Annotated in this window: 21 protein-coding genes and 1 pseudogene; 4 read left to right on the forward strand and 18 right to left on the reverse strand. The window is 67.2% G+C overall.

Annotation, left to right across the window (positions count from 1 at the left end; all coding sequences use genetic code 11):
• Window positions 1-169: 169 nt before the first annotated feature.
• The 12 genes and pseudogenes from GPX89_RS21135 to glf all read right to left on the reverse strand — a co-directional run.
• A pseudogene (locus tag GPX89_RS21135) lies at window positions 170-1,504 on the reverse strand (alpha/beta hydrolase-fold protein); the annotation flags it as partial.
• A gap of 107 nt (window positions 1,505-1,611) precedes the next feature.
• A complete protein-coding gene (locus GPX89_RS21140) occupies window positions 1,612-2,652 on the reverse strand; it encodes an alpha/beta hydrolase (RefSeq protein ID WP_157389376.1) in 1,041 nt (346 codons plus the stop codon).
• 364 nt (window positions 2,653-3,016) lie between these two features.
• On the reverse strand, window positions 3,017-4,000 hold the full coding sequence (locus GPX89_RS21145) for an alpha/beta hydrolase (protein WP_157389377.1): 984 nt from the start codon (window positions 3,998-4,000) through the stop codon (window positions 3,017-3,019).
• Window positions 4,001-4,187: 187 nt separating this feature from the next.
• A complete protein-coding gene (locus GPX89_RS21150; RefSeq protein ID WP_235947731.1) occupies window positions 4,188-5,207 on the reverse strand; it encodes an alpha/beta hydrolase in 1,020 nt (339 codons plus the stop codon).
• 157 nt (window positions 5,208-5,364) lie between these two features.
• Window positions 5,365-6,309, reverse strand: coding sequence for an alpha/beta hydrolase (locus GPX89_RS21155; RefSeq protein WP_198347528.1), 945 nt, complete (start codon window positions 6,307-6,309; stop codon window positions 5,365-5,367).
• A 124-nt stretch (window positions 6,310-6,433) separates the two neighbouring features.
• Window positions 6,434-7,510 carry an alpha/beta hydrolase gene (locus tag GPX89_RS21160; RefSeq protein ID WP_157389379.1) on the reverse strand — a complete coding sequence of 359 codons (1,077 nt, stop codon included), beginning with the start codon at window positions 7,508-7,510 and terminating at the stop codon, window positions 6,434-6,436.
• A gap of 334 nt (window positions 7,511-7,844) precedes the next feature.
• Window positions 7,845-8,888: an alpha/beta hydrolase gene (locus tag GPX89_RS21165; RefSeq protein WP_157389380.1), complete on the reverse strand. Its 1,044-nt coding sequence runs from the start codon at window positions 8,886-8,888 to the stop codon at window positions 7,845-7,847.
• A gap of 262 nt (window positions 8,889-9,150) precedes the next feature.
• Window positions 9,151-11,145: a flagellar motor control protein ZomB gene (gene zomB, locus GPX89_RS21170; RefSeq protein ID WP_407939442.1), complete on the reverse strand. Its 1,995-nt coding sequence runs from the start codon at window positions 11,143-11,145 to the stop codon at window positions 9,151-9,153.
• Window position 11,146: 1 nt separating this feature from the next.
• Window positions 11,147-12,094, reverse strand: coding sequence for a decaprenyl-phosphate phosphoribosyltransferase (locus GPX89_RS21175; RefSeq protein ID WP_157389381.1), 948 nt, complete (start codon window positions 12,092-12,094; stop codon window positions 11,147-11,149).
• A 26-nt stretch (window positions 12,095-12,120) separates the two neighbouring features.
• Window positions 12,121-12,705: a phosphatase PAP2 family protein gene (locus GPX89_RS21180; RefSeq protein ID WP_157389382.1), complete on the reverse strand. Its 585-nt coding sequence runs from the start codon at window positions 12,703-12,705 to the stop codon at window positions 12,121-12,123.
• A complete protein-coding gene (locus GPX89_RS21185; RefSeq protein ID WP_157389383.1) occupies window positions 12,702-14,648 on the reverse strand; it encodes a glycosyltransferase in 1,947 nt (648 codons plus the stop codon). The genes GPX89_RS21180 and GPX89_RS21185 overlap by 4 nt, the downstream gene beginning before the upstream one ends.
• A complete protein-coding gene (glf, locus tag GPX89_RS21190; RefSeq protein WP_328602116.1) occupies window positions 14,645-15,841 on the reverse strand; it encodes a UDP-galactopyranose mutase in 1,197 nt (398 codons plus the stop codon). Before glf ends, GPX89_RS21185 begins: the two co-directional genes overlap by 4 nt.
• A gap of 310 nt (window positions 15,842-16,151) precedes the next feature.
• Between glf and GPX89_RS21195 the strand changes: the two genes are divergently transcribed.
• Window positions 16,152-17,378, forward strand: coding sequence for a hypothetical protein (locus GPX89_RS21195; RefSeq protein ID WP_157389384.1), 1,227 nt, complete (start codon window positions 16,152-16,154; stop codon window positions 17,376-17,378).
• Here the strand turns inward: GPX89_RS21195 and GPX89_RS21200 are convergent, their stop codons facing one another.
• From GPX89_RS21200 to GPX89_RS21210, 3 genes are all read right to left on the reverse strand, one after another.
• Entirely contained in the window at window positions 17,379-18,068 is a 690-nt protein-coding gene (locus tag GPX89_RS21200; RefSeq protein WP_157389385.1) for a DUF7144 family membrane protein, read from the reverse strand. It abuts the gene before it with no gap.
• Window positions 18,069-18,211: 143 nt separating this feature from the next.
• Window positions 18,212-18,967, reverse strand: a complete 756-nt coding sequence (locus tag GPX89_RS21205) for a MerR family transcriptional regulator (protein WP_328602117.1) — start codon at window positions 18,965-18,967, stop codon at window positions 18,212-18,214.
• An 80-nt stretch (window positions 18,968-19,047) separates the two neighbouring features.
• A complete protein-coding gene (locus GPX89_RS21210; protein ID WP_157389386.1) occupies window positions 19,048-19,500 on the reverse strand; it encodes a DUF4189 domain-containing protein in 453 nt (150 codons plus the stop codon).
• A 288-nt stretch (window positions 19,501-19,788) separates the two neighbouring features.
• On the opposite strand from GPX89_RS21210, the gene GPX89_RS21215 reads away from it, so the two are divergent.
• Window positions 19,789-20,520 (forward strand): S1 family peptidase, encoded by a 732-nt coding sequence (locus tag GPX89_RS21215; RefSeq protein ID WP_157389387.1) that lies wholly within the window; start codon window positions 19,789-19,791, stop codon window positions 20,518-20,520.
• 67 nt (window positions 20,521-20,587) lie between these two features.
• Here the strand turns inward: GPX89_RS21215 and GPX89_RS21220 are convergent, their stop codons facing one another.
• Both GPX89_RS21220 and GPX89_RS21225 read right to left on the reverse strand, forming a co-directional pair.
• Window positions 20,588-21,226 carry an NAD(P)-dependent oxidoreductase gene (locus GPX89_RS21220; RefSeq protein WP_157389388.1) on the reverse strand — a complete coding sequence of 213 codons (639 nt, stop codon included), beginning with the start codon at window positions 21,224-21,226 and terminating at the stop codon, window positions 20,588-20,590.
• Between the two features lie 28 nt (window positions 21,227-21,254).
• The gene (locus GPX89_RS21225; protein ID WP_157389389.1) at window positions 21,255-22,193 is read right to left on the reverse strand and encodes an EamA family transporter; all 939 of its coding nucleotides are present in this window, start codon (window positions 22,191-22,193) and stop codon (window positions 21,255-21,257) included.
• Window positions 22,194-22,301: 108 nt separating this feature from the next.
• Between GPX89_RS21225 and GPX89_RS21230 the strand changes: the two genes are divergently transcribed.
• Complete coding sequence (locus GPX89_RS21230; protein ID WP_328602118.1) at window positions 22,302-22,802, forward strand: MarR family winged helix-turn-helix transcriptional regulator; 501 nt, start codon at window positions 22,302-22,304, stop codon at window positions 22,800-22,802.
• Window positions 22,803-22,892: 90 nt separating this feature from the next.
• Here the strand turns inward: GPX89_RS21230 and GPX89_RS45505 are convergent, their stop codons facing one another.
• Window positions 22,893-24,266: a SpoIID/LytB domain-containing protein gene (locus GPX89_RS45505; RefSeq protein ID WP_157389390.1), complete on the reverse strand. Its 1,374-nt coding sequence runs from the start codon at window positions 24,264-24,266 to the stop codon at window positions 22,893-22,895.
• Between the two features lie 166 nt (window positions 24,267-24,432).
• Here GPX89_RS45505 and GPX89_RS21240 point away from each other — a divergent pair, with 166 nt between their 5' ends.
• The gene (locus GPX89_RS21240; RefSeq protein WP_157389391.1) at window positions 24,433-26,673 is read left to right on the forward strand and encodes an N-acetylmuramoyl-L-alanine amidase; all 2,241 of its coding nucleotides are present in this window, start codon (window positions 24,433-24,435) and stop codon (window positions 26,671-26,673) included.
• The last annotated feature ends 15 nt before the right edge of the window (window positions 26,674-26,688 follow it).

The raw sequence follows: 26,688 nt of genomic DNA on the forward strand, positions 1-26,688 counted from the left end.
TGACGAAGCGCCCTGTACTGCCATAGAGATCGATCTCCTGAACCGCAGGGGGGAGCACACCGACGTGACGGGAGTCACGGACAACGGTGCACTCTACCGGGGGCCGTTCGCGATCCGGCAGGTATCCGCTTCAGCTGGCGTGTATCTCGGCCTTCCCGTCGCGGAAGACGATGGTGCCGTGCTGGAACGCCTGCTGCACACCGCCCTGTATGGGCGTTTCGTCGGACGTGGGAAAGCCGAGTGCGCCAGCGGGTCCCGACGCGCCCTCATACGCGCCGCCGATCATCCCGCCGATCGAATGCGCGCCGGTGCCCGCCGACCACAGCACCCGCCCGCCCCGGAAGTCCTGTGCCGCACCGCCGGCCAGCGGATACTCCGCGGTCAGGCAGTCGCCCAGCCACGACTTCCCCAGTGCCACAGGCAGAATCGCGCCCGCCGCAGTGCAGTCCGGCTTGGCCGCCTCCACACCCAGCGCGGACGCCGCCTGCGGCCAGGACTGCCGCATCTCGAAATCCCAGTAGGGCCAGGAGTGCGTGCCGGAGGGCCGGTAGTTCACCTGCACCGGAATGCTCAGCTTGTTCAGCTTGGCCACGAACTGCTGAGAAGAGAAGCGGGACAGCACTTCCAGCGCCATGCCGGTCCAGTTGGTGCTCACGCCCGGGATGCCCGCGGGTAGGTCGTACACGCCGGCCAGGCCGCTGCCGCTGGACACATACAGGCTGAGGCCCTTCAGCCTTTCGGCGAGGGCGTAGGGATCGTGCGCCTCCCATTCCGCGTCGGTGGCCGGGCCGTACATGGCGTCGGCGCTGTAGCCGCCCGCGTCGCGCATGGCCCACGCGATCGCCTGCGGCATACCGAGAGTCGTCAGGGTGAGCACCCCGGAGTAGGAGGCGACGTAGCGCACGAAACCGGGATTGCGGGCCGCCAGCGCCATGGCCGCGGTGCCGCCCATGGACAGTCCGGCCAGGCCGCGCACATTGGTGGTACGCCAATCATGATCCAGCAGCGGCGGTAATTCCTTGGTGAGGAAGGTTTCCCACTTGTAGGTCTTGCCGTTGTCGGGGTGCTTCCAGTCGGAGTAGAAGCTCGCCGCGCCGCCGACCGGCAGGACCACGGTGACGTTCTTGTCGGCGTAGAAATCCTGCGCCCCAGCGTCTTTCGTCCAACCGCTCTGATCGTCGGTCGCACGCAGGCCGTCGAGCATGTAGAGCATCGGGAATTTGGCGTCGGGCTTGTTGTTCCAATCCCTGGCCAGGAGTAGTTGCACCTGGATCTGGGTGCCCATGGCGGGTGAGTCCACCCACAGGGCTACCCGTCTATCGGTCAGCCACACCACATTTCGAATATCGGGTTTCGTCGGTTTGGCCGGTTCGCCCGTGGGTGGCGCCGCCCCCGGTTCGGCATACGCGGGCCCACCCGTCAGCAAGGCTGTCGTGGCTACCGCGAGTGCGACCAGTCCTGCGCGGCCGCCTCTCCCCCATCTACCAATTGCCACAGCTGTCACATAGGTTTTCTACCCCGTTGCGGCGAATCTTGGGGAGGCATAAAAGAACCGGCCACCCTCTCGGATGGCCGGTTCATGCATTCGCGCTATCGCGATGCGGTTGTCTGCTACGCCAGACCGAGGGCGCTCAGCATCTGCGGGCGAGCCTTGATCAGCTCGTCGTGCCAGTAGGCCCACTTGTGGGTACCGGTGGCGGTGAAGTCGAACTGAGCCGGGATGTTCAGCTGACCCAGGCGGGCCTGGAACGCACGGGTGTTCACCGAGGCCAGCGCCTCCAGGGCGATGGCGTTACCGGTGTTGAACACGTCGGCGGCCGAACCGATGCCGTCGTGCGGACCGGGGATGCCGTTACCCGAGGAGATGTACATCGGCAGGTTCTTCAGCTGCGGCGCGAACACGAACGGGTCCATGCGCAGCCAGGCCGGGCTCCACGGCGCGGCCATGGAGTCGACGTTGTAGCGGCCGGCGTCGAGCATGGCCAGGCGGATAGCCTCACGCATGCCCGGCGCGGACAGGTTCAGGTAGCCCGACATCGAGGTGGCCTGCTTGAACATGTCGCGGTGGTAGGCGGCGGTCATCAGGGCGGCCGAACCACCCATGGACAGACCCGCGATCGCCACGTTGTTGCGCGAAACGCCGTAGCCGGAAAGGAAATCGGGGAGTTCCTTGGTCAGGAAGGTCTCCCACTTGTAGGTGAACTTCTGACCGTTGGTGTTGGACGGTGCCGCCCAGTCCGCGTAGAAGCTGGACTGGCCGCCGACCGGCATGATGACGTTGATGTCGTCATTGGCGAAGATGCCCGGGGCGTCGCCCTCGTCCGCGTTGGCCCACGCATTGCGATCATCGCGGGCACGCATGCCGTCGAGCATGTAGACCGCGGAACTACCGCCGTTCTTGGCCCACTGCACCTGCACCTTGATCGGGCCCATGCTGGACGGCACCATCAGCTCTTCGAAGCTGCCGGGGATCCCGCGATGCATCGGGCCGAAGGCCGGAGCGGCCGAGGCGATGGACGGGGCGGCCAAGGAGGCGGTCGGGACAGCCAGCGCCGCAGCGGTGACGGTGGCGGCGACGAGCCGTGTGCGCCAACCACTCTGCGCACGGCGTCGCGACGATACTCCCGGCACGGCGGACCTGCCGAAACGCATGGATACTGCTCCTTCTCTACCGCGGTACTGCGCTACCGCGGTGTCTTAAGTTGTCAATCGCGCGCACACGGCATGACAAAGCCGCGCGTGGACGAACGCGATCAGCACTCACAGGTGAATCCCGACAGTTCCCTGCGAGCGAAGCGCTACCACGGCTGGTCACACTTGCGCTCGCTGGAGGGTATTCGACGCTCCGAGCGGTTGGCAAGGTCATGCTTAATGATTGGCGGATTACCACCATCGCATACGACCGTAATGGTGCGGTGACCATATCGCGAATCCTTCGTGATGTCGCGGCGACGCGGAAATCCCTTACGCCGCACCCGGCTTCGCCCCTATCACACAATCGGCCGGGGGATTTGACTCACCCGATGTTCGCACTCAGGTCCGGCAGCATGTTGTAGACCTGGTCGGCCCAGTACGGCCAGTTGTGCACACCGTTCGCGGTGAAGTCGAAGACGGCATTGTTCGCGCCCAGCGAGTCCAGTCGCGCCTGGAACGAGCGGGTATTCGCAAGTGCTATCGCTTCCAGGCCCATCGCATTGCCGACGTTGTACGCGTCCAGGGGGCTGTGCACCACGTCCCGCTGACCGGGCAGGCCGTTCCCGCTCGAGATCCACAGCCGGGTGCCGTTGTCACGCAACCGCGGCGCGAAAACGAAAGGATCGTTGCGCAGCCACAATTCACTCCACGGCGGACCCCACATGGCGTCGATGTTGTAGCCGCCCGCGTCCAGCAGCGCGGCGCGCAGGCCCTCGCGCATACCCGGGGCGGAAATGTTCAAATACCCGGAATATGATCCGGCATAACGGAACTGGTCCGGGTGATAGGCCGCCAGCACCAGTGCGGCACTGCCGCCCATGGACAGTCCGAACACCCCGTTCCCGTGTGGATTGAAGCCCAGCCGGGCCGCCATCGCATTGCGCAGATCGCGGGTCAGGAAGGTCTCCCAGGCGTATGGGACAGTTTGGCCATTCGTGTTGGACGGAGCCACCCAGTCCGAATAGAAGCTGGACTGGCCGCCGACCGGCATCACCACATTGATGTTCCAGGCGGTCAGCACGCGCTCGATATCGGTGTCGATCTCCCAGCCGGAAAGGTCGTCGCGGGCGCGCAATCCGTCCAGCGCGTAGACCACCCGCTGGGTATTGCCGTCATTCGCGCGGAAGATCCGCGTCTTGATCGGGCCCATGGAGGAATCGACCCAGAAGTCGTAGCCGCCCGGATCGAATGACGCGGCGGCCGGCCCCGCGGCCCCGACCATCCCGGACAGTGAAACGGCAACCGCCACGGCGAGTCCCGCGAGGGACCGCGACAGCGAACCACGAAGCACCCGAACAGACCGCATCGACTCGCCTTTCACGAGGCGTGGTCACCGTTGACCACAGCCGAAATGCAGAAACTGCTGACGCTGGAACAGCTATAAGCCTCCGGCGGAAGCGGATCGCTATCAAAACACCTGAAGCGACCAAACCGTGATTTGAAACGACGATGGCCGCCGCCCTCCGGGACGACGGCCATCGAATTCGTCCGGCTTATCCGATATTCGCGGACATGTCCGGGATCATGCGGTAGGCGTCGTTGGCCCAGTTCGTCCAGGCGTGCAAGCCGTCGGCCGGGAAGTCCCAGACGGCATTCTGGGCGCCCAGCGTGAGCATGCGGACCTGGAAGGCGCGGGAGTTGGCCAGGGCCAAGGCTTCCAGGGGCGCGCCACGGACCAGGCGGTCGGCTGCCATTCCGAGCGGAATGTTCAGATCGTCGGGCATGGGAGCGCCACTGCCCGCCGACACCCAGACGCGGGTGTTGTTGGCGATCAGCGTCGGCGCGAAGACGAACGGGTCCATACGCAACCAGGTCTGACCCCACGGCAACGCCATGCAGTCGACGTTGTAACCGCCGGCGTCGAGCATGGCGACACGGATCGCCTCACGCATACCGGGCGCCGAGATATTCAGATAGCCCGAGTACGAACCGGCGTAACTGAAGAAGTCGGGGTGGTAGGCGGCCAGGGTGAGCGCGGCGCTGCCGCCCATGGACAGACCGAACACGCCGTTGCGATTCGGGTTGAAGCCCAGCCGATTCGCCAGCTCCCAGCGCAGATGGTTGGTGATGAAGTCTTCCCAGGCGTAGCGGTAGCTCTTGCCCGGGCCGCCGCCCATTGCCTCGGTCGCGCCCGAACCGGTGCCGTAGGCCGCGGATCCGGCCCCGGGCGGAACGCCGAAGAACGAGCTCGGCGCGTCCCAGTCGGCGTAGAAGCTGGACTGGCCGCCGACCGGCATCACCACATTGATGTTCCAGTCGGCCAGCACCTGCGGCACATTGGTGTTGATCTCCCAGCCGTTCAGGTCCTCCTGGGCACGCTCGCCGTCGAGGACGTAGACCACCCGTTGGGTATTGCCGTCGCGTGCCCGCAGAACGCGGGACTTGATCGGCCCCATGACCGGGGAGTCGGCCCAGAAATCGAAGATGGCGGGATCGAAGGCCGCACTGGCCGGTGGCGATTCGATCACCGCCACCCCGAGTGGCATCAGCAGGGCGGCAGCAGCGACGCCCATGACCCTTCGTGTGAAGCCTCGCACCCGCATCGACCCAGCCCTTCTCGTTTTGAGCAGAACACTGATCACGCAGAACTGATCTTCGCTACGAGACGAGTATCGGATGTCCAGCTGGGCGTGTCCCGTGTGGTCAACGCGGCGAGTCGCGAAACGATCCTCAGCCGGCCAGCGCCGCGCGCAGGTCGCCGAGCCATTTCCGCTGGGTGTTGCGGGCGAGCGCGGAGTCGGGCGCGGTGAACTCGAAAATGTGCCAGGCGCCCGGCACATTGCAGACCGTGACCGGAATGCCCGAATCCATGAGGCGGCGGGCGTAATCCAGCGCCTCGTCGCGCAGCGGATCCAGATCGCAGGCCAGCACGAAGGCGGGCGGGAGCCCGCTCAGGTCGCCGACACGGGCCGGGCTCGCGTAGACCGGAACGGTTTCCGCCTCCGGCTCGGGCAGATAGTGCCGATAGGTCTGTGCGATGTCGGCGTTGTTCAGGAACCTGGGATCGGTGATCAGCCGCGCCGACTCGGTGTCGTGGCGATGATCCAGGGTCGGGATGTACATCGACTGGTACGCGATCGCCGGGCCGCCGCGATCCCGCGACAGCAGGGCCAGCGACGCGGTCAGGCCGCCGCCCGCCGACTTCCCGGTGACCGCCACCCGATCCGCGTCGACGCGCAGTTCGGCGGCGTGCTCGGCGATCCACTCCAAGGCGGTGTAGCAGTCCTCCATCCCCGCCGGGTACCGATGTTCGGGCGCGAGCCGGTAATCGACCGAAACGGCCACCGCGCCAACCTCTTCGGCGATGGCGATCGCGGTGCGGTCCTCGCCCGGCCGGGAGCGGCCGAAGGCGAAGCTGCCGCCGTGAATGTGCAGGACCGCGGGCAGCGGACCCGCGACGCCCTTCGGCCGGTAGACGCTGATCGGAATGAGATTGCCGTCCGGCCCGTCGATTTCGAGATTCCGGATGTCCACGCCGGACGTATCGAGCGGCATCGAGTCCTGCAGCGCCCCGAAGTTGCGGCGGGTCGCCTCCAGGTCGTCGAAGAGGTTCGGTCGTTCCGGCATGCGGTCCAGCACGTCGGCGAGTTCGGGATGAACGGTCGTGTTGTGCACAGTCACTCCATAGTCTCACTGATACCGTTTCGTTGGTATCGAAGATATAGTCTCAATGAGACGGTGTCAAGGACACGAAAAAGCCCCCGCCCAGGTGGGGCGGGGGCTTTTTCGAGAGCTGGAGTTACCCGATGTTGTTGGAGAGGTCGGGGAGCATCCGGTAGACCTCGGCGTTCCAGTTGTTCCAGTTGTGGACACCGGTGGCCGGGAAGTCGTAGGTGACGTTGTTCGCGCCCAGCGACATCATGCGGGCCTGGAAGGCGCGGGTGTTGGCCAGCGCGAGACCCTCGAGCGGCATGCCCTGGATCACCGACATCACGCCCGAGACGTCACCCGCACCCGGAATCGCGCTCGCGGCGGAGATCCACAGGCGGGTGTTGGCGTCGCGCAGGCGCGGCGCGAAGACGAACGGGTCCATGTGCAGCCACTGCGGGCCCCACGGCGGAGCCATCGAGTCCACGTTGTAGCCGCCGGCATCGATCATGGCGGCGCGAATGGCCTCACGCATACCGGGAGCCGACGGGTTCAGGTAGCCGGAGAACGAGCCCGCGAAGCTGAACTGATCCGGGTGGTAGGCGGCCAGGGTCAGCGCGCCGGAACCGCCCATGGACAGACCGAAGACGCCATTGCGGGTGGTGCTGAAGCCGAGTCGGCTGGACAGCGCGTTGGGCAGGTCCTGGGACAGGAAGGTCTCCCAGGTGTAGCGGTAGCTCTTGCCGGGGCCGCCGCCCAGGATCTGGAAGGCGCCCGAGCCCGACGAGGAGCCCGAGGAGGACAGCGAGGAGGAGCCCGAGGATCCGGCGCCACCGCCGACGCCGAGAATGCTGCTGGGCGCGTTCCAGTCGGCGTAGAAGCTGGACTGGCCGCCGATCGGCATGACGACATTGATGTTCGCGGCGGTCAGCGCGTGGGTGATGTCGGTGTTGATTTCCCAGCCGCTCAGGTCCTGCCCGGCGCGCATGCCGTCGAGGGCGTAGACGACGCGGGAGGTGTTGCCGTCGGCCGCGCGGAACACCCGCGACTTGACCGGGCCCATGGACGCCGAGTCCACGTAGAAGTCGAATCCGCTGGGATCCAGTGCGGCGTTCGCCGTACCGGCGCCCACCGCCGACACCCCGAGCGGCAGTGCAATCGCCAGAGCCAATCCGACCACGGAATTCTTGAGCCAACCGCGGGATCTCTGACGTCTATCGCCTCGCATTGATTTGTCCGGCCTTTCCTGTCGTTCGGTCTCACCGTGTGCTCGTGACCACGGCAGAGGTCTCGGCGACCCTATCGTGTGAGTGGTAACTGAGCGTTATCGGAACGTGACGAAAGTGACGAGCACCACGGTTTGCCAGGAATGTGGCGCAGCACAATGCCTGATTGCGGCTCGAGCGCCGAATTCCACCCCCGCGGTCTCATATCCATACGCTATTACTCCGTACTACACCAATGTAATTCATCGTGTACTGCGCGAACAACAGTGCGCGCCTTCAGCATCCCCCGAAACGGCGGGTAATGCTCAAGGCGCGCACAGGATATCGAATCGGCCATCAGCCGATGTTCTTGGACAGATCAGGGAGCATGCGGTTCAGCTCCCCTTCCCAGTTGATCCAGTTGTGCACCCCGACCGCCGGGTAATCGGTGACCATATTGCCGCCGCCCAGCGCCGCCCAGCGCGTTTGGAAAGCCTTGGTGCCCACCAGGGCAACCGCCTCGATGCCCATGGCCTGGACGACCGTGGTGGTGATGTCGGGCAGCGAACCCGGCAGGCCGCTGCCCGCCGAGAGGAACAGGTGGGTGCCGTTGGCCTTCAGCTTGGGCGCGAACTGGAAGGGGTCCAGGTGCTGCCACTTCAGGTCCTTGGGACCGGCCAGCGCGTCGACGTTGTAACCGCCCGCGTCGACCATGGCGACCCGGACCGCGTCGCGCATGCCGGGCAGTGACAGGTCGAGCGCGCCGGACATCGATCCGGCGTAGGAGAACTGGTTCGGATGGAAGGCCGCCAGCATGAGCGCGGAACCGCCGCTCATCGACAGCCCGAAGATGCCGTTGCGAGTCGGACTGAAGCCCAGGCGATCCCGCAGCGCGTTGGGGAGATCCTGGCTCAGGTAGGTCTCCCACTTGTAGGTGTAGGACTTGCCCGGACCGCCGGAAAGCGCCTGCGTGACACCGGACCCGGAGTTCTGGGAGGCGGTGCCCGCGGGCAGGCCGAGGAAGGTGCTGGGCGAGTTCCAGTCCGCGTACCAGCTGGACTGACCGCCGATCGGCATGACGACATTGATATTGGCGGCCGTCAGCGCATGGGCGGCATCGGTATTGATCTCCCACCCGTTGAGGTCGTCGCGGGCCCGCTCACCGTCGAGCGCGTAGACCACGCGGTTGGTATTGCCGTCGGCCGCGCGGAAGACGCGGTTCTTGATCGGTCCCATCGAGGAGTCGACGTAGAAGTCCATGCCGTCCGGACTGAAGGCGGCCTGCGCCGGGGCCGTTCCGAGGACGGACACCCCCAATGGCACCGTGGTCGCCAATGCCAAGGCCAGCACCGACTTCCGCAACCAGCTCCGCGCCCCACCCTTAACCGTCACGCCCCGCATATTCGGCCTTCCGTCCGTGCGCCCCGAGCCTCCCTGGTCTACCCGCTCGGGTTCGTGTTGCGACAACCGTTGCCGCGCAGCGGGTTTACCGGGTCGGCGACGGGAGTACTCGCGGAGCTTATCGCGAAACCACCGCCGGGGTGTTACCAAATCGAGACAGCATCCCATACATCACACCCCTGAAAGTGACCTTTCGGTCAAACCCCCTCACATAAAAGAGAAAACCCCGCATCCGGTTCGGATGCGGGGCTTCGTCTGCCGATTACTTGGGCGGTGCCGGGGGCGGCTGCGTCGGATCGACCAGCTGGCAACGCTGGATCTCGTACTTCGGCACCCGGTCGATGCGGTACTTGGCGAAGTCCAGCGACTGCATCAGGTTGTGCCGCCAGCGGTCGAACGTGAGCGGCGCCCGCGAGGAGGCCAGCAGCGCCTGGGTCTCCGGGCAGGACAGCGCCGTTCGCGCCTGGGTCACCCACTTCTCGTCCAGGAACGAGGGCATCCACGGGTGCTTGTCCACCATGCCGGTGTCCACCACGACCCAGTCCGGGTAGAGGTCCTTGTCATGGCCGATGCGGCCGTCGGTCAACCGATCGGTATGCGCGGCAAGCGGATACGCCAGGCCCATCTGATCGATGACCCGCACGTCCAGAGGAACGTTCATGCTGGTCATGCCGAGGTTCAGGAAGAACACCGTGTGTTCGGGCTTCTCGTCCATCCCCGGCTGCGGCAGCGGTTGCGGCACGATGTACCAGTTCATGAACGACGGCGAGACGATGAGCAGCGCGCCGTCGGGCGAGTTGCCGATGTCGCGGACCATGGCCCGCATCCACGGGTAGTCCAGGTAGTCCGAGGCCAGGATCGGGTGATCGTGTCCGGTCCGCAGCACGTAGTAGATGCGTTCGTCCACAATGCCGTTGGCGCGGATGGTGGTGCCGGTCTTGATCGCGGTGGTGTTGGCCGCGAACAGCGCCCAGCCCGCGGTGCCGACGAACGCCGCGAGTACGAATACGAACGCCCAGTTCAATCGCCGCTGTCCGGACTCATCGGCACGCGGCAGCCGGATCGGCACCACCGACACCGGCAGCATGAGCAGGAACAGCTGCGGCAGCAGCATGCGGCCGTGCATGAAGTCGCCGCCCACGCGCAGTTCGTAGATGACGAGCAGGACGCCGCCTGCCACCATGAGGGTCACGACCGCGGCCGGGCTGCGCAGCCACACGCTGAACCGGTGAATCCGGTCGCGCCAGTTCCCCTTCGAGGTCTCGGATTCCTCCGTCTCTGCGTGGTCCGCCGACGCGTCGCGGCGACCTTGGCGCACCAGCACGATCGCGGCGGCGGCCAGCAGCGCCAGCGGCAGCCACAGCCAGTACGGGCCGACCAGGTCCCACAGGTAGGTGAAACCGTGCGACCACTTCGCCCCGGCGGCGTCCTTGGCGACCGCGGTATTGGGGTAGGGCAGGCCGTAGTAGCCCATCCGCCAGATCTGGTAGCCGACCGGCACCAGCCCGGCCACCACCACGACGAGGGTGCGGAACTGCCAGGGGCGCAACCGGGTCGCGGGGACCGGGGCGCAGAACAGCATGAGCAGCGTCAATCCGCCCACGACCGACATCTCGGGCCGGATCACCGGGGCCAGACCGGCCCAGAAGACCAGTCCGAAAAAGCTTGCGACGCGCACCTTCTCGGCCTGCGACCAACGCATGAGCCACCACCACATGACAGCTAGCCAGAAGATGACCAGGCAGTTCTCCAGTCCGGAGGTGGCGTAGTCACGCGCGGGCGGCAGCGCGATGTAGACGATGGCGCCCGCGGGCACCAGCAGCGCGGAAGACGTTCCGCCCCACAGCCGGGCCGAGCCCAGCATGGCGAACACGATGGCCAGCACCGACATGGTGAGCGCGATGCCGAGCACCACGTACTCCAGCCGCGCCTGGGTCAGCCAGCTGAAGAACCAGACGACATAGGTCCAGGCCGCACTCGTATTGGTTTCGACCCGTTCGCCCTGGTTGAAGACCGGACCGTTGCCCGCCAGCAGGTTTCGGACCGTGCGCAGCACGATCAACCCGTCGTCGGCGATCCAGCGGCGCTGCCACGCGCCGGCCCCGAACAGCGTCGCGGTCAGCACGATCCCACCGATGAACGTGGCTCGGGATAGTCGTGAGAAACGGCGCGCGGAATCATCCGCGCGCCGACGGGCGCGATCGACCGGCAATTGTGCCGTCTGCGCGCCCGGCTCTCGCTCTTCTCCCTCTACCACGTCAGGTGAGATAGACAGCGACACCCAGGGCTCCGATCAAGGCGACTGCGAGGAACTGGAGGACGCGGTCCCCCAGGGCGATCTCTTCCGGCTCACCCGCTTCGCCGCCGTCGACGTCCACCGCGTACCGCATGATGGCGATGACGAACGGAATCATGGAGATGGCGAACCAGATGGTGTCCTTGGCGCGATCCTGCTCGAACGCCCACAGACCGTAGAACACGACGACCGCGGTGGCCGACAGGGTCCAGACGAAACGCAGGTAGGTCGGCGTGTAGTACTCCAGCGACTTGCGGATCTTGGCGCCGGTGTCGAGCGCGATCTTCAACTCGGCGTAGCGCTTACCGGCCGCCATGAACAGCGAACCGAAGGCCATGATCAGCAGGAACCACTGGGACAGGCGGATATCCGAGGACACGCCACCCGCGACCGCGCGCAGCAGGAAGCCCGAGGACACGATGCAGATGTCCAGCACCGCCTGGTGCTTGAGGCCGAAGCAGTAGGCCAGCTGGATGCCGATGTAGACCGCCATCACCACGGCCAGATGCCAATTCGCGGTGAACGACAACAGGATCGAGCCGAGCAGCAGCACCGCCGAGAGCGCGAAGGCCAGGTTCACCGGCACCACGCCGGCCGCGATGGGCCGGAAGCGCTTGGTCGGGTGGGCCCGGTCGGCCTCCACGTCGAGCGCGTCATTGACCAGGTAGATGCCCGAGGCGGCCATGCAGAACACCACGAAGGCGATGGCCACGTGCCCGAGCACCGACAGGTCGGTGATCACCAGTTGACCGCTCGCGGTCTTCCCGGCGGCCAGCGGCGCGGCCAGCACCAGCACGTTCTTGATCCACTGCCGCGGACGCATGGCCTTGATCAGGCCGCCGCCCAACGTCTTCGGCGGTCCCTTGATGACCGCCTCTGCTAGGTCGGTGCTGGTGGGCTCTTCGCTCATGTCAACGATGGCTCTTTCCTGGGCGGTCACTTCGCGAGTCTCTTTTCGGCGGCGAGCACGGCTGCTGCTGATGCTGCGCCCAGCGCCGAACCCGCCAGCACGTCGGTGGGGTAGTGCACGCCGAGGACGACCCGGGAGAGCAGCATCGGCGGGACGAGCACCGCTGGCAAGGGTAGCCCGGTGAGTCTGCCGAGCAACACAGCCGCCGCCGTGGTCGAGGTCGCGTGCGAGGACGGGAAGCTCAGCTTCGACGGCGTCGACACGTTGACCTGCACGGACGGATCGTGCGGGCGCTTGCGGCGGACGACGCGCTTGATGACCACGGACGCGGCGTGCGCGCCGAACGCGCCGACGGCCACGCCCGCCCACTCGCGGCGGCGCGGCTTGTCGACCAGCGCGCCGACCGCGGCGATGCCGAGCCAGCCCAGCGAGTGCTCACCGAAGTGCGACATCCCGCGGGCGGCCTTGATGACGCCCGGGTTCTGCCCGATGGTGCCCTGCACCAGGTTGATGATCTTGACCTCGGCCGGGGACGCGACCGGGGCCTCCGGCGTATCCGGGACCACGTGCAATCCGCGGTCCTGGCCGGAAACGGGCTGTGCAGCCGTCATTTGGGCTCGTTCCTTGATTCAGTATCGATGCCGAAGACGTTCTCCCACGCGGCCTTGCTGGTGAGGTGGGCGTGCGCGCGACGATACTGCTCACGCACCTCGGGGAAGCGCTCGGCCAGCTCCTTGCGCAGGCGCATCGCTTCCTTGAACAGCTCCATGGCCTTTCGCGGATCCCGCTTACGGTAGACGACGCCGCGGCCGTCGGCGGTGGTTACGGTGACGCCGTCCACCTGCGACAGCAGGAACCAGCGCGCGTCCAGCGTGGGGACGTTCAGCTGGGGGGTCTCGTGATGGCGCGGGTTGGCCTTGCGGAAGTTGTGCAGCACGCCCTTGCCCAGGCGCGCCACCTTCCCGATCGGGTTGCCCGGCTCGCCGACCGCGCCCACCTCGGCGTGCGAGGGCAGCGGCAGTTCGGTCGAGGACGGCAGCACCACGGCGTCGGGGTACTCCTTGCGCATGGCGTGCACCTTGCCGAGCGCGGTCGGCAGCAGCTCGAACAGCTTCTCCGGGCCTGCCAGGTAGTCGCGGATCGCCTCGTTCTGGATGGCGACCGTCGAATACTCCAGGCACAGCAGGTGTTTCAGCGTGGCCTTGACGGTGTTGACGACCATGGGGCGGCCGTCGTTGGGCAGGTGCAGGGAGGCCACCACCAGGCGGTTGCGCAGGTGGAAGTAGGCCTGCCAGTCGATGGCGTCGTCCTTGTCGGACCAGGCCATGTGCCACACCGCCGCACCCGGGAGAGTGACGGTCGGGTAGCCGTGTTCGCGTGCGCGCAAACCGTATTCGGCGTCGTCCCACTTGAGGAACAGCGGCAACGGCTGCCCGATCTCCTCGGCCACCTGGCGCGGGATGACACAGGTCCACCAGCCGTTGAAGTCGACGTCGATGCGCCGGTGCAGCAGCTTGGAGTTGTCGCGGTCGCGCAGCGGGTTCTTCGCGAAGTCGTGGTCGTACTCGACGTTGGGGGCCGCGGTCCACATGAAGATGGAGCGGTCCACCACCTCGCCCATCACGTGCAGGTGCGAGCGCTCCTGCAGGTTGAGCATCTGGCCGCCGGTCAGGATGGGCGACTTGGCGAACCGCGAGAACGCCAGCGCACGCAGGATGCAGTCCGGCTCGATCTCGATGTCGTCGTCCATGTAGACGATGTATTCGGCATCGGTGGTCTTGAGCGCCTCGTACATGACTCGGCTGTATCCGCCGGACCCGCCGAGATTCGGCTGGTCGTGAATCGCCAGACGACCGCCCAGGCGGGCGGCGGCCTCGGTGAAGCCGGGCTCGTCCACGACCTTGCGGTTGCCCTGGTCGGGGATGATGACGGCCTTGATCTTCTCCAGCACCAGCGGATCCGAACCCAGGGCGGTCAGCGTCTTCACCGCGTCGGTCGGGCGGTTGAAGGTCGGCATGCCCACGGCGATGCTGCCCTCACCCGGCGCCTCGACCGGCGCGTACCAACCGCCGCTGCGCATTTCGACGTGGCTGTCGGTGGTGATGTCGAACCAGATCCAGCCGCCGTCCTCGAACGGGCCCAGATCCACCTCGAACTCCACGAAGTCCGCGGCCGCCGCGCCCTCGCCGGGCGTGCTGAACTCGTTGCCCTGCACGTGGATTCGCGAGCCGTCCGCCTTGGAGCGGTAGACGTCGACGCGGCCGTGGCCGGACAGCTCCAGCCGCAGCACCACCGACTTCAGCACGCTCCAGCGCCGCCAGTAGCTGGCGGGCACGGCGTTGAAGTAGGTGCAGAAGGAGACCTCGGACTCCGCGCCGATGGCCAGCGCCGTGCGCGTGATGGCATGCGCGCGACGGGCATTGGTCTCGGATTCCTCGAGGTACAGCTTGCGCACGTCCAGCGGCTCACCCGGCCGGGGCAGGATGACGCGCTGGAGCAGGGATACGGCGCGAGTCTCGGTGCTCATGTCTTCCCGAGTCAGTTGGGCGGTCATTCGGCGACATCCACCAGCGGGGCACCGGATTCCAGGTGCGGGCGCAGCACATTGTCGAACATGCTCAGCGCCGCGCCGATGGCCATGTGCATGTCGAGGTATTGATACGTGCCCAGGCGGCCGCCGAAAAGCACCTTGTTCGAGGCGGTTTCGGCCTTCGCGCGCTCGCGGTAGGCGAGCACCTTGGCGCGATCCTCGGGGGTGTTGATCGGATAGTACGGTTCGTCGCCGGTCTGGGCGAAGCGCGAGAACTCGCGCATGATGACCGTCTTGTCGGTGGTGTAGTCGCGCTCGGGGTGGAAGTGACGCGGCTCGATGATGCGGGTGTAGGGGACGTCGGCGTCGTTGTAGTTCATCACCGACGTGCCCTGGAAGTCACCGGTCTCGAGCACCTCGGTCTCGAAATCGATGGTGCGCCAGCCGAGTTCGCCCTCGCTGTAGTCGAAGTAGTGGTCCAGCGGGCCGGTGTAGACGACCGGGGCGTCCGGGTTCTGGGCGCGGATCTCGTCGCGCACGTCGAACCAGTCGGTGTCCAGACGGACCTCGATGAGGTCGTTCTCGGCCATCTTCGACAGCCACGCGGTGTAGCCGTTCTTGGGCAGGCCCTCGTAGGTGTCGTTGAAGTAGCGGTTGTCGAAGGTGTAGCGGACCGGCAGCCGGGTGATGATGTTCGAGGGCAGTTCCTTGGGATCGGTCTGCCACTGCTTGGCCGTGTAGTCGCGGATGAACGCCTCGTAGAGCGGGCGGCCGATCAGCGAGATGCCCTTCTCCTCGAGGTTGGTCACGTCCTTGCTGTCGATCTCCGCGGACTGCTCGGCGATCAGCGCGCGGGCCTCGTCCGGGGTGAAGTAGCGACCGAAGAACTGCGACAGCAGGCCCAGGCCCATGGGGAACTGGTAGGCCTGCCCCTTGTGCATGGCGAAGACCCGGTGCTGATAGTTCGTGAACTCGGTGAACTCGTTGACGTAGTCCCACACCCGCTTGTTGGAGGTGTGGAACAGATGGGCACCGTACTTGTGGATTTCGATGCCGGTTTCCGGGTCCGCCTCCGAGTAAGCGTTGCCGCCCAGGTGATAGCGGCGTTCGACCACCAGCACCCGCTTGCCCAGCAGGTTGGCGGTGCGTTCGGCAATGGTCAGTCCGAAGAAGCCGGAGCCGACGACGATGAGATCGAAGGGGGATGCGACGGTCACGGGAGCCCAGCGTACCGGCACCACCTACGAGCGCGCGTGGGCTCCGTCGGGGTGGGTTGGCAGCCTTCGCGACGGGTGGATGCGGTGACTTTGCCGGAACCGGTGGCGAACCTCGCGAGGTTAGCCCGCTCGGTGACCCGCGTCATCCCGCTGATTGGGAATGGTCGCCGTTATTTAGCGCAAAGTTCACGAAACCGCTGACAGTTGCGTCATGAGAGCTGTATTACATACCCACTGAACTGATCGACCGACCAGTTTTTTGCCGTGTGTTTGCGCGGCCGTGCCACCAGCTCGACCTGAAAGACCACCCATGCGCTTCACACGTCTCGCCCCACTCGTGGGCGCGCTGACCATCACGGCCGTGCTCGGCACCGCCGCCCTCATCCCCGACGCCGCCCCGGCCCGCGCCGACGAAGGCGACACCCTCGGGGCCTCCCAGATCGCCGACGCCGATGGGGTCTGCGGCAAGCCCGGTGCGGCCACCTTCGACGACGTCATCACCGCGGCCGCCACCACCATCCGCACGGTCGTGCCGGCCGGGCAGCAGGCCGCCTACGACCAGTCGGTGAACGACTTCCGGCAGAACGTCGCCTCGATTCACGTGCACCGCCGCGGGTTTCTGCCGCTGAGCCCGGACGAGGTCAACGACCGCACCCAGTTCCTCGACGACCCGATCGTCACCTACATCGTCAACAACCTCGACGCCATCCGCACCGGGCAGGTGAACAGGACCATCGCGCTCTCGGATCTGAAGGTGCGCGACGTGGTCGAGGTCTTCATCCTCGCCACCCGGATCGTGAAGATTCCGGCCCAGTTCGCCTCCAGCCTGGTGCCGACCGTCGGCTTCGTGCTGAAGCCGATCGTGGGCGCGCTGTTCAACGGCGTGAAATCGCTGGCGCGCGCGGTGCAGTCGCAGCTGTCGGTGGGCTGCGGCAATAATGCCGTCTATCGGAAGCTGCAACTGGACCTGCCCGATGAGCACGTGGACCTACCGCAGCCGCTCATCGATCTGGCCAACCAGGTGGTGAAGGCCGACGGCGGCTGCACCCCGATCGCCGAGCTGAAGACCGCCGACCTGGTCGAGCGCACCCGCAACTACCTGACCACCGCCGCGCTGCCCGTCGACCCGAACGCGGTCAACGCCAATGCCGATGCGCTGCAGGGCTTCCTGGCGAGCAATCGGGTCGCCGACGTCATGATGCTGCGCCGCACCGAACAGCTCGGCCCGATCGTGGACGCGCTGGACTACGGCCCGCTCACCTTCCTGGCCAACCTCGGCTTCGACATCTACGAGGGCCGCGCGCTCGACACCGTGGCGCTGGCGGATGTGAAGGTGGAGAACGTCTTCTCGCTCATCACCTTCGCGCTCGACACCACCAGCCTGCTGCTGACCGTCGGCAACACCCTCGCCGGGTTCACCGGCGTGGCCTCGACCATCACGACGCCGCTGGGCATCGCGGAGACCATCGCCTTCGCGCCCGCCACCTACGGCGCGCCGATCCTGCGCGGGGTCATGCAGTCCATGTGCGCGGCGTGATCAGTAGTAGGGGTAGTAGGCCTGCTGCGGCGGAACGGGTGTCTGCTTCCCGGCCTCGATCCAGCGGCCGGTCGGCGGCACCGCGGCGAAGACCAGAATCAGGATGGACATGAGCAGTCCGATGACTCCCGCCCCGGGGCGGCCGACCAGGCTGATCAGGCCGAGCACGATCGCGATCGAGGACATGACGATCAACATGATCCGGCCGGCCGTCTTGCGCATGAACAGCAGTGTCGCGCCGACGCACCACACCACGCCGACCACCAGCACCAGGATTCCGATTCCGATCAGGACGCCGAAGAGCTCGCTGTCGCTGGAGCTGGTGCGGTACTCACTGCGGTCGGTGACGACGGCCGAGGCGATGAGCATGAACACCCCCGCGATCAGTGAGAGCACACCCACGATGATCGCCAGCACGCCGGCCGTGATGGCGGTGCCGCCGCTCGGGGCCACCGGCACGCCGTAGGGCGCGTATCCCGCCCCGGCGGGATACGCGGGCATGGGACCGGCCGGGTAGGCGGGCATCGGATATCCCGGCTGCTGCGCGAAACCCGGTGCCGGCGCGCCGGTTTGGCCCGGATACGGCTGCTGCTGATAGCTGGACTGCGGCGGATATTCCACCGGCGCGAAGCCCGGCTGCGGCTGATCCTCTGGCCCGGTTTGTCCGGATTTTTCATACGGGTAACTCATCGGGTCTCCTCCCCTCACACTCTGGCGCGAACTCTACTCCGGGCCGCTGACATGGGCGAACGTGTTATTCCGGGGAGGTATGGAAGACGCCGCGGCCCCTTTCGGCGGTCACCGAAAGGGGCTGCGGCGGTGCGTTTTCCCGACTAGAGCCGAGTGGCGGAGTACACCCGGATCGCGGCGCGGACGTACTCGGCATTGCCCTCGCCGTACTTGTCGTAGTTCTGGGCGAATCGCGGATCACCCACGTACATATCCGCGAGCCCGTTGAAGTACTGGGCGTTGACCGGCCCGCCCGAGGGCGAGCTGCCGATCCAGTCGTAGTGCCGCTGCACGATGGCCTGCACCTCGTCGCTGTCGGCCGCTAGGCCCGCCGTGTGGGCGCGGGCGTAGTCGGCGGCGATGTCCTCGTGCGTCCGGATGTGCGCCTTCTGCTCGGCGACGCTCATCGAGCGCCACCAGCGATCACCCTTCTCGTACGCGTCCTGGCCCCAGCGTTCGATGACCTCGTCCTTGTACCGGGTGTGGTCGAACCCGTCGAATACTTCGTCTGCCATGAGTTGCTCACCTGCTTCCGTCTTGCGCAATGTGGTTTGCACCGAGGCGATTTGGCGCGCGATCCGGTCCTGCTCGTTTTTCAGCAATTCCAGATGCGTGCGCAGGGCGGCGGCGGTGTTCTTTTGCCCGTGCAGGACTTCGGCGATGGCCGGCAGGCCCAGGCCGAGTTCCCGGAGCAAAAGGATGCGCTGCAACCGAACGAGGGATTCCTGGTCGTAATAGCGATAGCCATTGGATCCGATCCGGGTGGGCGGCAACAACCCGAGCTCACCGTAGTGCCGCAGGGTGCGGCTGGTGGTGCGGGCCACTTTGGCCAATTCCTGGATGGACCATTCGGCGTTCACGTTCCGGCCTTTCGTATCCTCTCGTTCACCTCGATGAATTCAGGATGCAAGTTGACGCAACGTCAAGGTCAAGCCTTAATCTACGCGCCGTCGGTGCACTGGGTGTAGCGGATGTGCACGGACTGCTTCGCCGGGGCGGAGCTGCCGAAGAAGCCCGTCGGCTGCGGCAGGTAGTTGGTGAGCCGGGTCATGGCGTCCTGCTCGGCCTCGGCGCGGTTGCTGCCCGAACCGCCGTAGTAGTAGTTGTGATCGGCGCTTTCGGCGATGGCGCCGCAGCCGTCCCGGAACTGCGCCACGACCGTGCAACCGCGGTGGGCGCACTGGCCGATCGCGTCGGCGTCCGAGCTCCCCCAGTTCGGGTAGTTCCAGGCCGCGCCGTAGAACAGGCCGCCGTCGGTGCTCAGCGCCAGCGAGCCGTACAGCGAGCCGTTCGGACCGCGCTCGGCGCTCGCGGTTCCCGCCCCCAGCGACGAAACCAGCACCGCGGCAGCGGAAACGAACATGGTCAGGGCGAGTTTGCCCGAAAAAGCCATTAGAAAATTCTCCCCATTCGGAAGCGGCGGAATAGGCCGCTCCGGTTGCCCTCCGTGGTGCGATCACCACTGCCCGGAGTTCTATCACGGAGCGCCGACACGACCAAGCGCGTTTCGGTCACTCGGAACCCGCTGCCGGGCAAAGCGTTCCGAATGGGTAACCGGATCGGTCATCCGCGAGGCGACTTGCAACCCGGTTGCGGGCATGACATGCTCCGCGTGCGCGCCGGCGGCCTCCCGATTTCCCCGCGCGCACGAATTCGATTTTCGGGGGATGAGGAAAATCCAATGTTCTCTGCGGGCCGCGCCCGAGTTCTGCGCGTGGCGGCCATCGCCGCCGCCGCTGTCAGCTCCACGCTCCTGTTCGCCGGCCCCGCGAACGCGGCCCCGCCGGTGACGCTCGGCGGCGGTTCCGGTGTCTACGTCGAGGACCTCACGACCACGGACTCGGTCAGCGACTGCACCCTCACGGCCGTCGGCTACGACAACAGGAACCAGCTCGTCGGCCTGACCGCCGGCCACTGCGGCGAGGTCGGCGCGCGCGTCGCGGCCGAGTACACCCGCAGCGGCGGCATCGGCGTGGTCGCCGAGAAGAGCGAGGACATGGACTGGGGCATCATCGTCTTCAACGCGGACCGGGTGATCCCGACCCGCCAGGTCGCGCAGTCGGTGATCAACTCGGTCGGCGCGCCGCCGCAGGTCGGCGAGAACGTCTGCAAGAACGGCCGCACCACCGGCTTCACCTGTGGACCGGTGTGGGAGAGCCGGGCCCTGACCTTCCGCAGCCAGGTGTGCGCCAACCACGGCGACTCCGGCGCGCCCGTGCTGCGCGGCGACCAGCTGGTCGGAATGGTGGTGGCGGGCACCGACTTCAAGGCCGGGCCGATCGACATCGAGCTGCCGCTGTGCGAGGGCGGCGGCAACCTGATCCACGAGCCGGAGCTGGCCACCAACATCACCGCGGTGCTGGCCGACATCGACCGCCACGGCGGGGCGGGCGCGGGCTTCCGCATCGCCTGATCTCATACGGCGAACGGGGCGTGACCGGATTCGGTCACGCCCCGTTCTCATTGTCCGGTCAGGGTTTTCAGTATCCGACCGTGAGGCGGGTGCGGTGGTGGCGGGGCTGCTCGATCTCGTCGAGCAGGGCAATCGCCATGTCCTCCATGGAGATCGAGGAATTGCCCTCGGCGTCGACCAGCATCTCGTCGGCGCCGAGACGGAACACGCCGGTCCGCTCGCCGGGCTCGAACAGGGCGGCCGGGCTGAAGTAGGTCCAGTTCACGTCGTGCGTGGTCGTGCGGAACACCTCCAGCTGACGGTTGCCGCCCTCGGCGATGGGGATGAGTTCGGCGGGGAATCCGGGCTGCTCGGTGAGCAGCTTCCCGGTCCCGGCGACGGTGAGACTGCCCGCGCCGCCGATCACCAGGAGCCGAATTCCGCTGTCCGCCAAGCCTTCCAGCAGGGCCGCGGCCACCTCGGCGAGTTCGTGCTCGCTGCCCACCGCCGGGCGGGTCGTGCTGATCACGACATCGCTGCCGGCGCTGGCCTTCTCCACCTCGGTGGGATCGGTGGCGTCGGCCGTCCACACCTCGATCTGTTCGGGTAGATCGCGCAGCCGGTCCGCGTGGCGGGCGACGGCCCGCACCCGGTGGCCGCGGCGCAACGCCTCGGTGACGACGCGGCTTCCCGCGTCTCCACTGGCTCCGAACACTGTGATCTGCATGGTCTTTCGCTCCTTCGAGGGGTTCCGGTCAGGCCGGGAGACTGGTCTTGGTGGTTTCCGCCGTGGTGTCCGGCGCGGGTTCCGGTGCGCGGGGCGCGGTTCCGGTCTGGCCGAGCAGCAGGCCGCCCAGCACGATGAGCATTCCCAGCACCTGCAGCGGAGCCAGCGACTGGCCGAGCGCGGCCCAGCCGATGACGGTCGCCGACAGCGGGCTGAGCAGGCCGAGGAAGGTCACCGAGGTGGCATTGGTCTTGGCGATGCCGCGGAACCACAGCGCGTAGGCGAGAGCGGTGCCGATCAGGCCGAGGTAGAGGTAGCCGCCGATATTGCGGGCGTCCAGCGCGGGCGGCGCGCCCTCCACGATCGCGGCGATCGGCAGGAGCATCGAGCCGCCCGCGGTCAGCTGCCAGCCGGTCATGGCCAAGGGCGTCACCCCGTCCGGGCGGCCCCACAGTTTGGTCAGCACGGTGCCGCTGCCCATGGCCACGGCCGCGCCCAAACCTGCGAGGACGCCGAGGGTGTCGAGAGTGGCGGTGGCTCGCAGGACCACGAGCGCGACGCCGGCCAGTCCGATGACTGCCGCCAGCACCTTGCGGGCGGTGAGCCGTTCATTCCCGGCGAGGGCCGCGAAGCCCACCGCGAACAGCGGCGCGGAGGCGGTGACGACCGCGGCGACCCCGCCCGGGAGCCGGTAGGCCGCGACGAACAGCAGTGCCGTGAAGATCCCGATATTCAGTCCGCCGAGCGCGAGCGCGCGCGGAATCCATTGGCCGTGCGGCAGTTTCCGCGTCATCGCCAGCAACAGCAGCCCCGCGGGCAGCACTCGCATGACGGCCGTGAACATCGGCCGCTCGGGCGGCAGGAAGGTAGTGGTTACGGCGTAGGTCGACCCCCACACCAGCGGCGCGAGCCCGGTGAGGGCGAGCGTCCCGGCGAGTCCGGCGGCTCCAGCGCGTGAGGTGGTCATCGATAGCTCCTCATTGATAATCTCAACGTTGAGATAACACCATCAGTGATACCTCACCGTCAAGTATCTCAACGTTAAGATTTATTCCGTCCCGAGAGGAGCCCGCCGGTGCCCGACGCCGTCGACCAGATCACCGCCGCCTGGCGTCAGCAACGCCCCGACGTCGACACCGCCCCCATGGAAATCTTCGGCCGCCTCTCCCGCCTGGGCCGCCTGGTCGACCGCGAACTCACCGACTTCTTCCGCACCCACGGCCTGGAACGCTGGGAATTCGACGTCCTGGCCACCCTCCGCCGCTCCGGCGACGAATCCGGCCTCAGCGCAGGCGCTCTCAACAAGGCCGCCATGATCACCTCCGGCGCCATCACCAACCGCATCGACCGCCTGACCGCCAAGGGTTGGGTCGACCGCGTCCCCGACCCCACCGACCGCCGCGCCATCCGAGTCCACCTCACCGACACCGGCCGCGAACTCGTCGACCGAATCCTCCCCCTGCACATCGCAAACGAACAACGCCTCCTGACCGCCCTCTCCCCCACCGACCGCGAAACCCTCATCCCCCTGCTCCGCAAGTTCGCCGAATCCCTCGGCGACCTCTCCTTGGAGTGAACCCGAAAAGGCGGTGCCCTCTTTTCGAGAGCACCGCTACTTTCCTTGCACCGCAGACGAACTCGGGGGCCGCAGACGAACTCGGGCGAACTACTGCGGGAGCACCGCAGGCGATAGCGGCGCGGTGGCGGGGTTCGAATACGGGGAGGTCGGCGGGGTCGGGGTGGAGGCCGTGCGGGGGGCCGGGGTTGCGGTGGGGAGGACCGGCTTGACCGGTTCGGGGCTGGCCTGGCCCGGGGCCCAGCGGGAGTCGGAGAGCATCGAGTTCGGGTCGACGCTGCCGAGGTTGGGGAGGGATGGGAGGGGGATGTTGACCCGGGTGCGGTTGTTGGGGGTGGGGCGCACCTGGGGGGAATTGCCCGGGGCGGTGGGGGTTTCGGCGCCCGGGGTGGTGTTGGTCGGATCCGTGTAGGTGGGAGCCGGGGCGGTGGCGTCCGGGGTGGTGGGGTCCGATTCCGTTGGGGCGGACTGGTTTTCCGGGGTCTGCGGATTCAGGAACGGGAGGTTGGGGAGGGTGGGGGTGGCCGCCGGGAAGTCGGTGACGGCGGGTCCCACTTCCATGGCGGTGGCGGGGGTGGGGAGGCCGCCGTCGGGGGCCGCGGAGTATTCGGCTCGGAGGATGCGGTTGTCGCGGGTGAGGACTTGACCGGAGGTGGCCTCGACGGCGGCGGTGGTGCGGGGGTCTTCCTTGTCGGTGCCCAGGTACATCTGGCAGTCGGTGGTGTCGCAGGTTTGGGCGTAGGAGTAGCGCTGTTCGGCCAGCGCGTAGGAGCGCGCGGCGATGGCCTGGGCGCGCAAGGCTTCGGCGCCGCCCTGATCGGCCCAGTCCGGGACCATTTCGGCGGGGACCACGCCCTTGAGGTAGTCGTCGAGGTCGAGGTCATTGACCGTGCGGGGGGAGCCGTTGTCGAGGGCCACGCCCAGGACGCCGCGGTAGGCGTTGCCGCCGCAGATCTCGAGCTGTTCGTTGGCGGGGCGGTCGGTGCCGTCGGCGACGGGGTAGGCCCACGGGTCGTCGGTGGAGCCCTGCCAGAGGTTCGCGCCGTCGCAGCCCTGGGTGATGGTGACGTCGGCGCCGGACGCGGTGGGCGTCAAATGTGCTGCCTGGCCGGGGATCACGCGCCGACCGGCGACGAAGAAGACGGAGTCGGAGGCGATGTCGAGGGTCTTGTCGTCCTGCTCCATGAGGCGGACGCGGACCGTGGTCGGGCCGATGTCGGCGAGTTCGGCGCCGGAGTAGTAGTTGGCCAGGATGCGGTCGGCGGTCCAGCCTGCGACGGCCTTGTCGAAGGCGCCGTTCTGGCTCAGGCCGCGGCCGTGACCCCCCGCGGCGGTGAAGTGGAAAGCGTTGTCGGGCCAGGCCCAGAGCAGGATCGCGGCGCCGCCGGTGGTGGCCGCGGCGACCAGGGACAGGGTGAGCAGACCGCGCCGTCTACGGCGCTGGGCTAGGTACCCGTTCGGCATGTCATACCCGTTCTGTCGAGAGCCGAAGCTACATTCGAGTTACCCAAAGCTAAGCCTCAACCATACGTTCAGGGAATGTGACAGTAGGGACTAGTGTGATCGCTGATGCGCCAATGAGCAAGCTTGTGCTCCGGGCGCGGTTAGACGGATTTACCTCGAATGGGAGATGCTCGTGCCGTATCGCAGACCGAAACCCACCATCGCGCTCCCGATTGTCACCGTCCTCGCGCTGGCCGCGCCCGTCGGCGTCCTGGCGCTGACCGATTCCCGAGATGTCCGGCCCGCAGACGAGAGCAATCTGGCAGCTATACCTGCGCAAATGGCCGAAGTCGCCCTGGCTTCGGCGCCCGACATCGTCCTGCCGCTCCGGGAGCTGACCGGGCTGAATCTGCCCGACCTCCACCTCTCCGATCTGCGGATGCTGCCGCTGCCCAGATCGATCCAGGTTCCGCCGAATCTCATTCCGGGCGTGCAGCTTCCGAGTGAGATTCCGCTGCCCCGGCTGAATTCCTCACCCCAGCCCGACGGCACCGCACCCGCCCTGCCGAGTTCCACCCGCCCGTCCACGCCCGCCGCCATCCCCAGCCCGAGCCGCCCGGCCGCGACGCCGAGCCCGACTCGCCCGGCCGCACCGGCGGCCACTTCCAGCCAGATCCCCCCGCAGAGCCCCGCGGCCGGTACCCCCGGCTTCATCGCGGAGCCCATGCCCGATACCCCGGTCGCCGAATCACCGACCGGCCCGGTCGATTCCACCGATCCGGTGCCCGGCCTCACGGGCGACAGCACTCCGGCGCTCACCCCCGGTGCGGTCCCCAGCGAGCTGGCCGACAAGGTCGGCGCGCAGGTCAAGGAGCTGACCCGCGACACCCCGTTCAGCATGGTCGCGCTCACCGCCGCACAGGACCTGATCGGCACCACCACCAAGCTCCGCGCCCAGCGGCCGGACGGCACCTGGGGTCCCTGGTACGACGCCGAGACCGAGAACGGCAAGGACCGTCCGGTGGCGGGCAAGCGCATCGGCACCGAGCCCATCTACGTCGGCAATACCAAGACCGTGCAGATGCTGGTGACCCGCAAGCCGGTCTCCGCACCCGCCGAACCCAAACCGCTGGACGACGGTTCGGCCGATCCGGCGCAGATCAATCTGGAGAAGCTGGCCGCGGTGCTCATCGATCCGGGCCGCGGCAGCATCGACGAGAACCTCTCCACGGTGGCCGCGCCGCTGCCCGGCGGCGGTCCCAAGGTGATCACCCGGGCCCAGTGGGGCGCGGACGAATCGCTGCGCTGCGAGGAACCCACCTACGACGACGGCGTCTCCGCGATCACCGTGCACCACACCGCGGGCCGCAACGACTACACCAAGGCCGAGTCCGCGGGCATCGTGCGCGCCATCTACGCCTATCACGCGAAGACGCTGGGCTGGTGCGACATCGGCTACAACGCGCTGGTCGACAAGTACGGCCAGATCTTCGAGGGCCGCTACGGCGGGCTGGACCGCCCGGTCGAGGGCGCGCACGCGGGCGGATTCAATATCAATACCGCCGGTGTCGCGCTCATGGGCGACTACGAGGACGAGGCCCCGACCGACGTGTCGATCCAGGCGATCGGCAAGTACATCGGCTGGCGGGCCAAGGTCGCCGGACTCGATCCCGAGGGCTCCACCACCATGTACTCCGAGGGCAGCGACTACACGAAATACGCTCTCGGACAGGCGGTCAAGCTGCCGAACATCTTCGCGCACCGCGATGTCGGCAACACCACCTGCCCCGGTGACGCCGCCTACGCGCTGATGGACAAGATCCGGCAGATCGCCGAGGACACGGCGGGCAGTACGAGCGCGGCCACCCCGACGACCACCCCGCGCGTGCGCCCCGGCCAGAACGCCGGCAACCCGCAACCCTCCCCCGCCCCCGATGCCAATCAGGGCGATCAGGCCGACCTGACCGCTCTCGCCGATCTGACCCAGAAGATCCTGAACATGCTCGACCGCAGTCCGGTCGCGCGGTACTGGAACGATCAGGGCGGCGCGAACGGCCCACTGGGACAACCGAAAGCGGAGCCGGTGGCGCTGGCCGACGGCGGCCAGTACGGGCAGTTCGCCAACGGCTACGTGTATTCGAACCCGTCCGGGCAGATCTTCTCGGTGGTCGGCAAGATCCTGGAACGCTTCCTGCAACTGGGCGCGGCCACCGGCATTCTGGGCCTGCCCTCGAGCAACGAGTACGCCGTCCAGGACGGTGTGCGCGCCGACTTCCAGAACGGCGCACTGATTTTCAACAAGCTCACCGGAATAGTCACCACGGTCCTGAAGAACTACGGCGCGGTTCAGGACCCCGCCCCCGGCAAGCCCATCCCCGCCCTGGGCACCCCCGCCCCCGAACCCCTGGCCGGGCAACCCTCCAACTAGGAAGCCACTGCGTCA

Source organism: Nocardia terrae (genome assembly GCF_009760405.1).
Taxonomy (GTDB): domain Bacteria; phylum Actinomycetota; class Actinomycetes; order Mycobacteriales; family Mycobacteriaceae; genus Nocardia; species Nocardia terrae.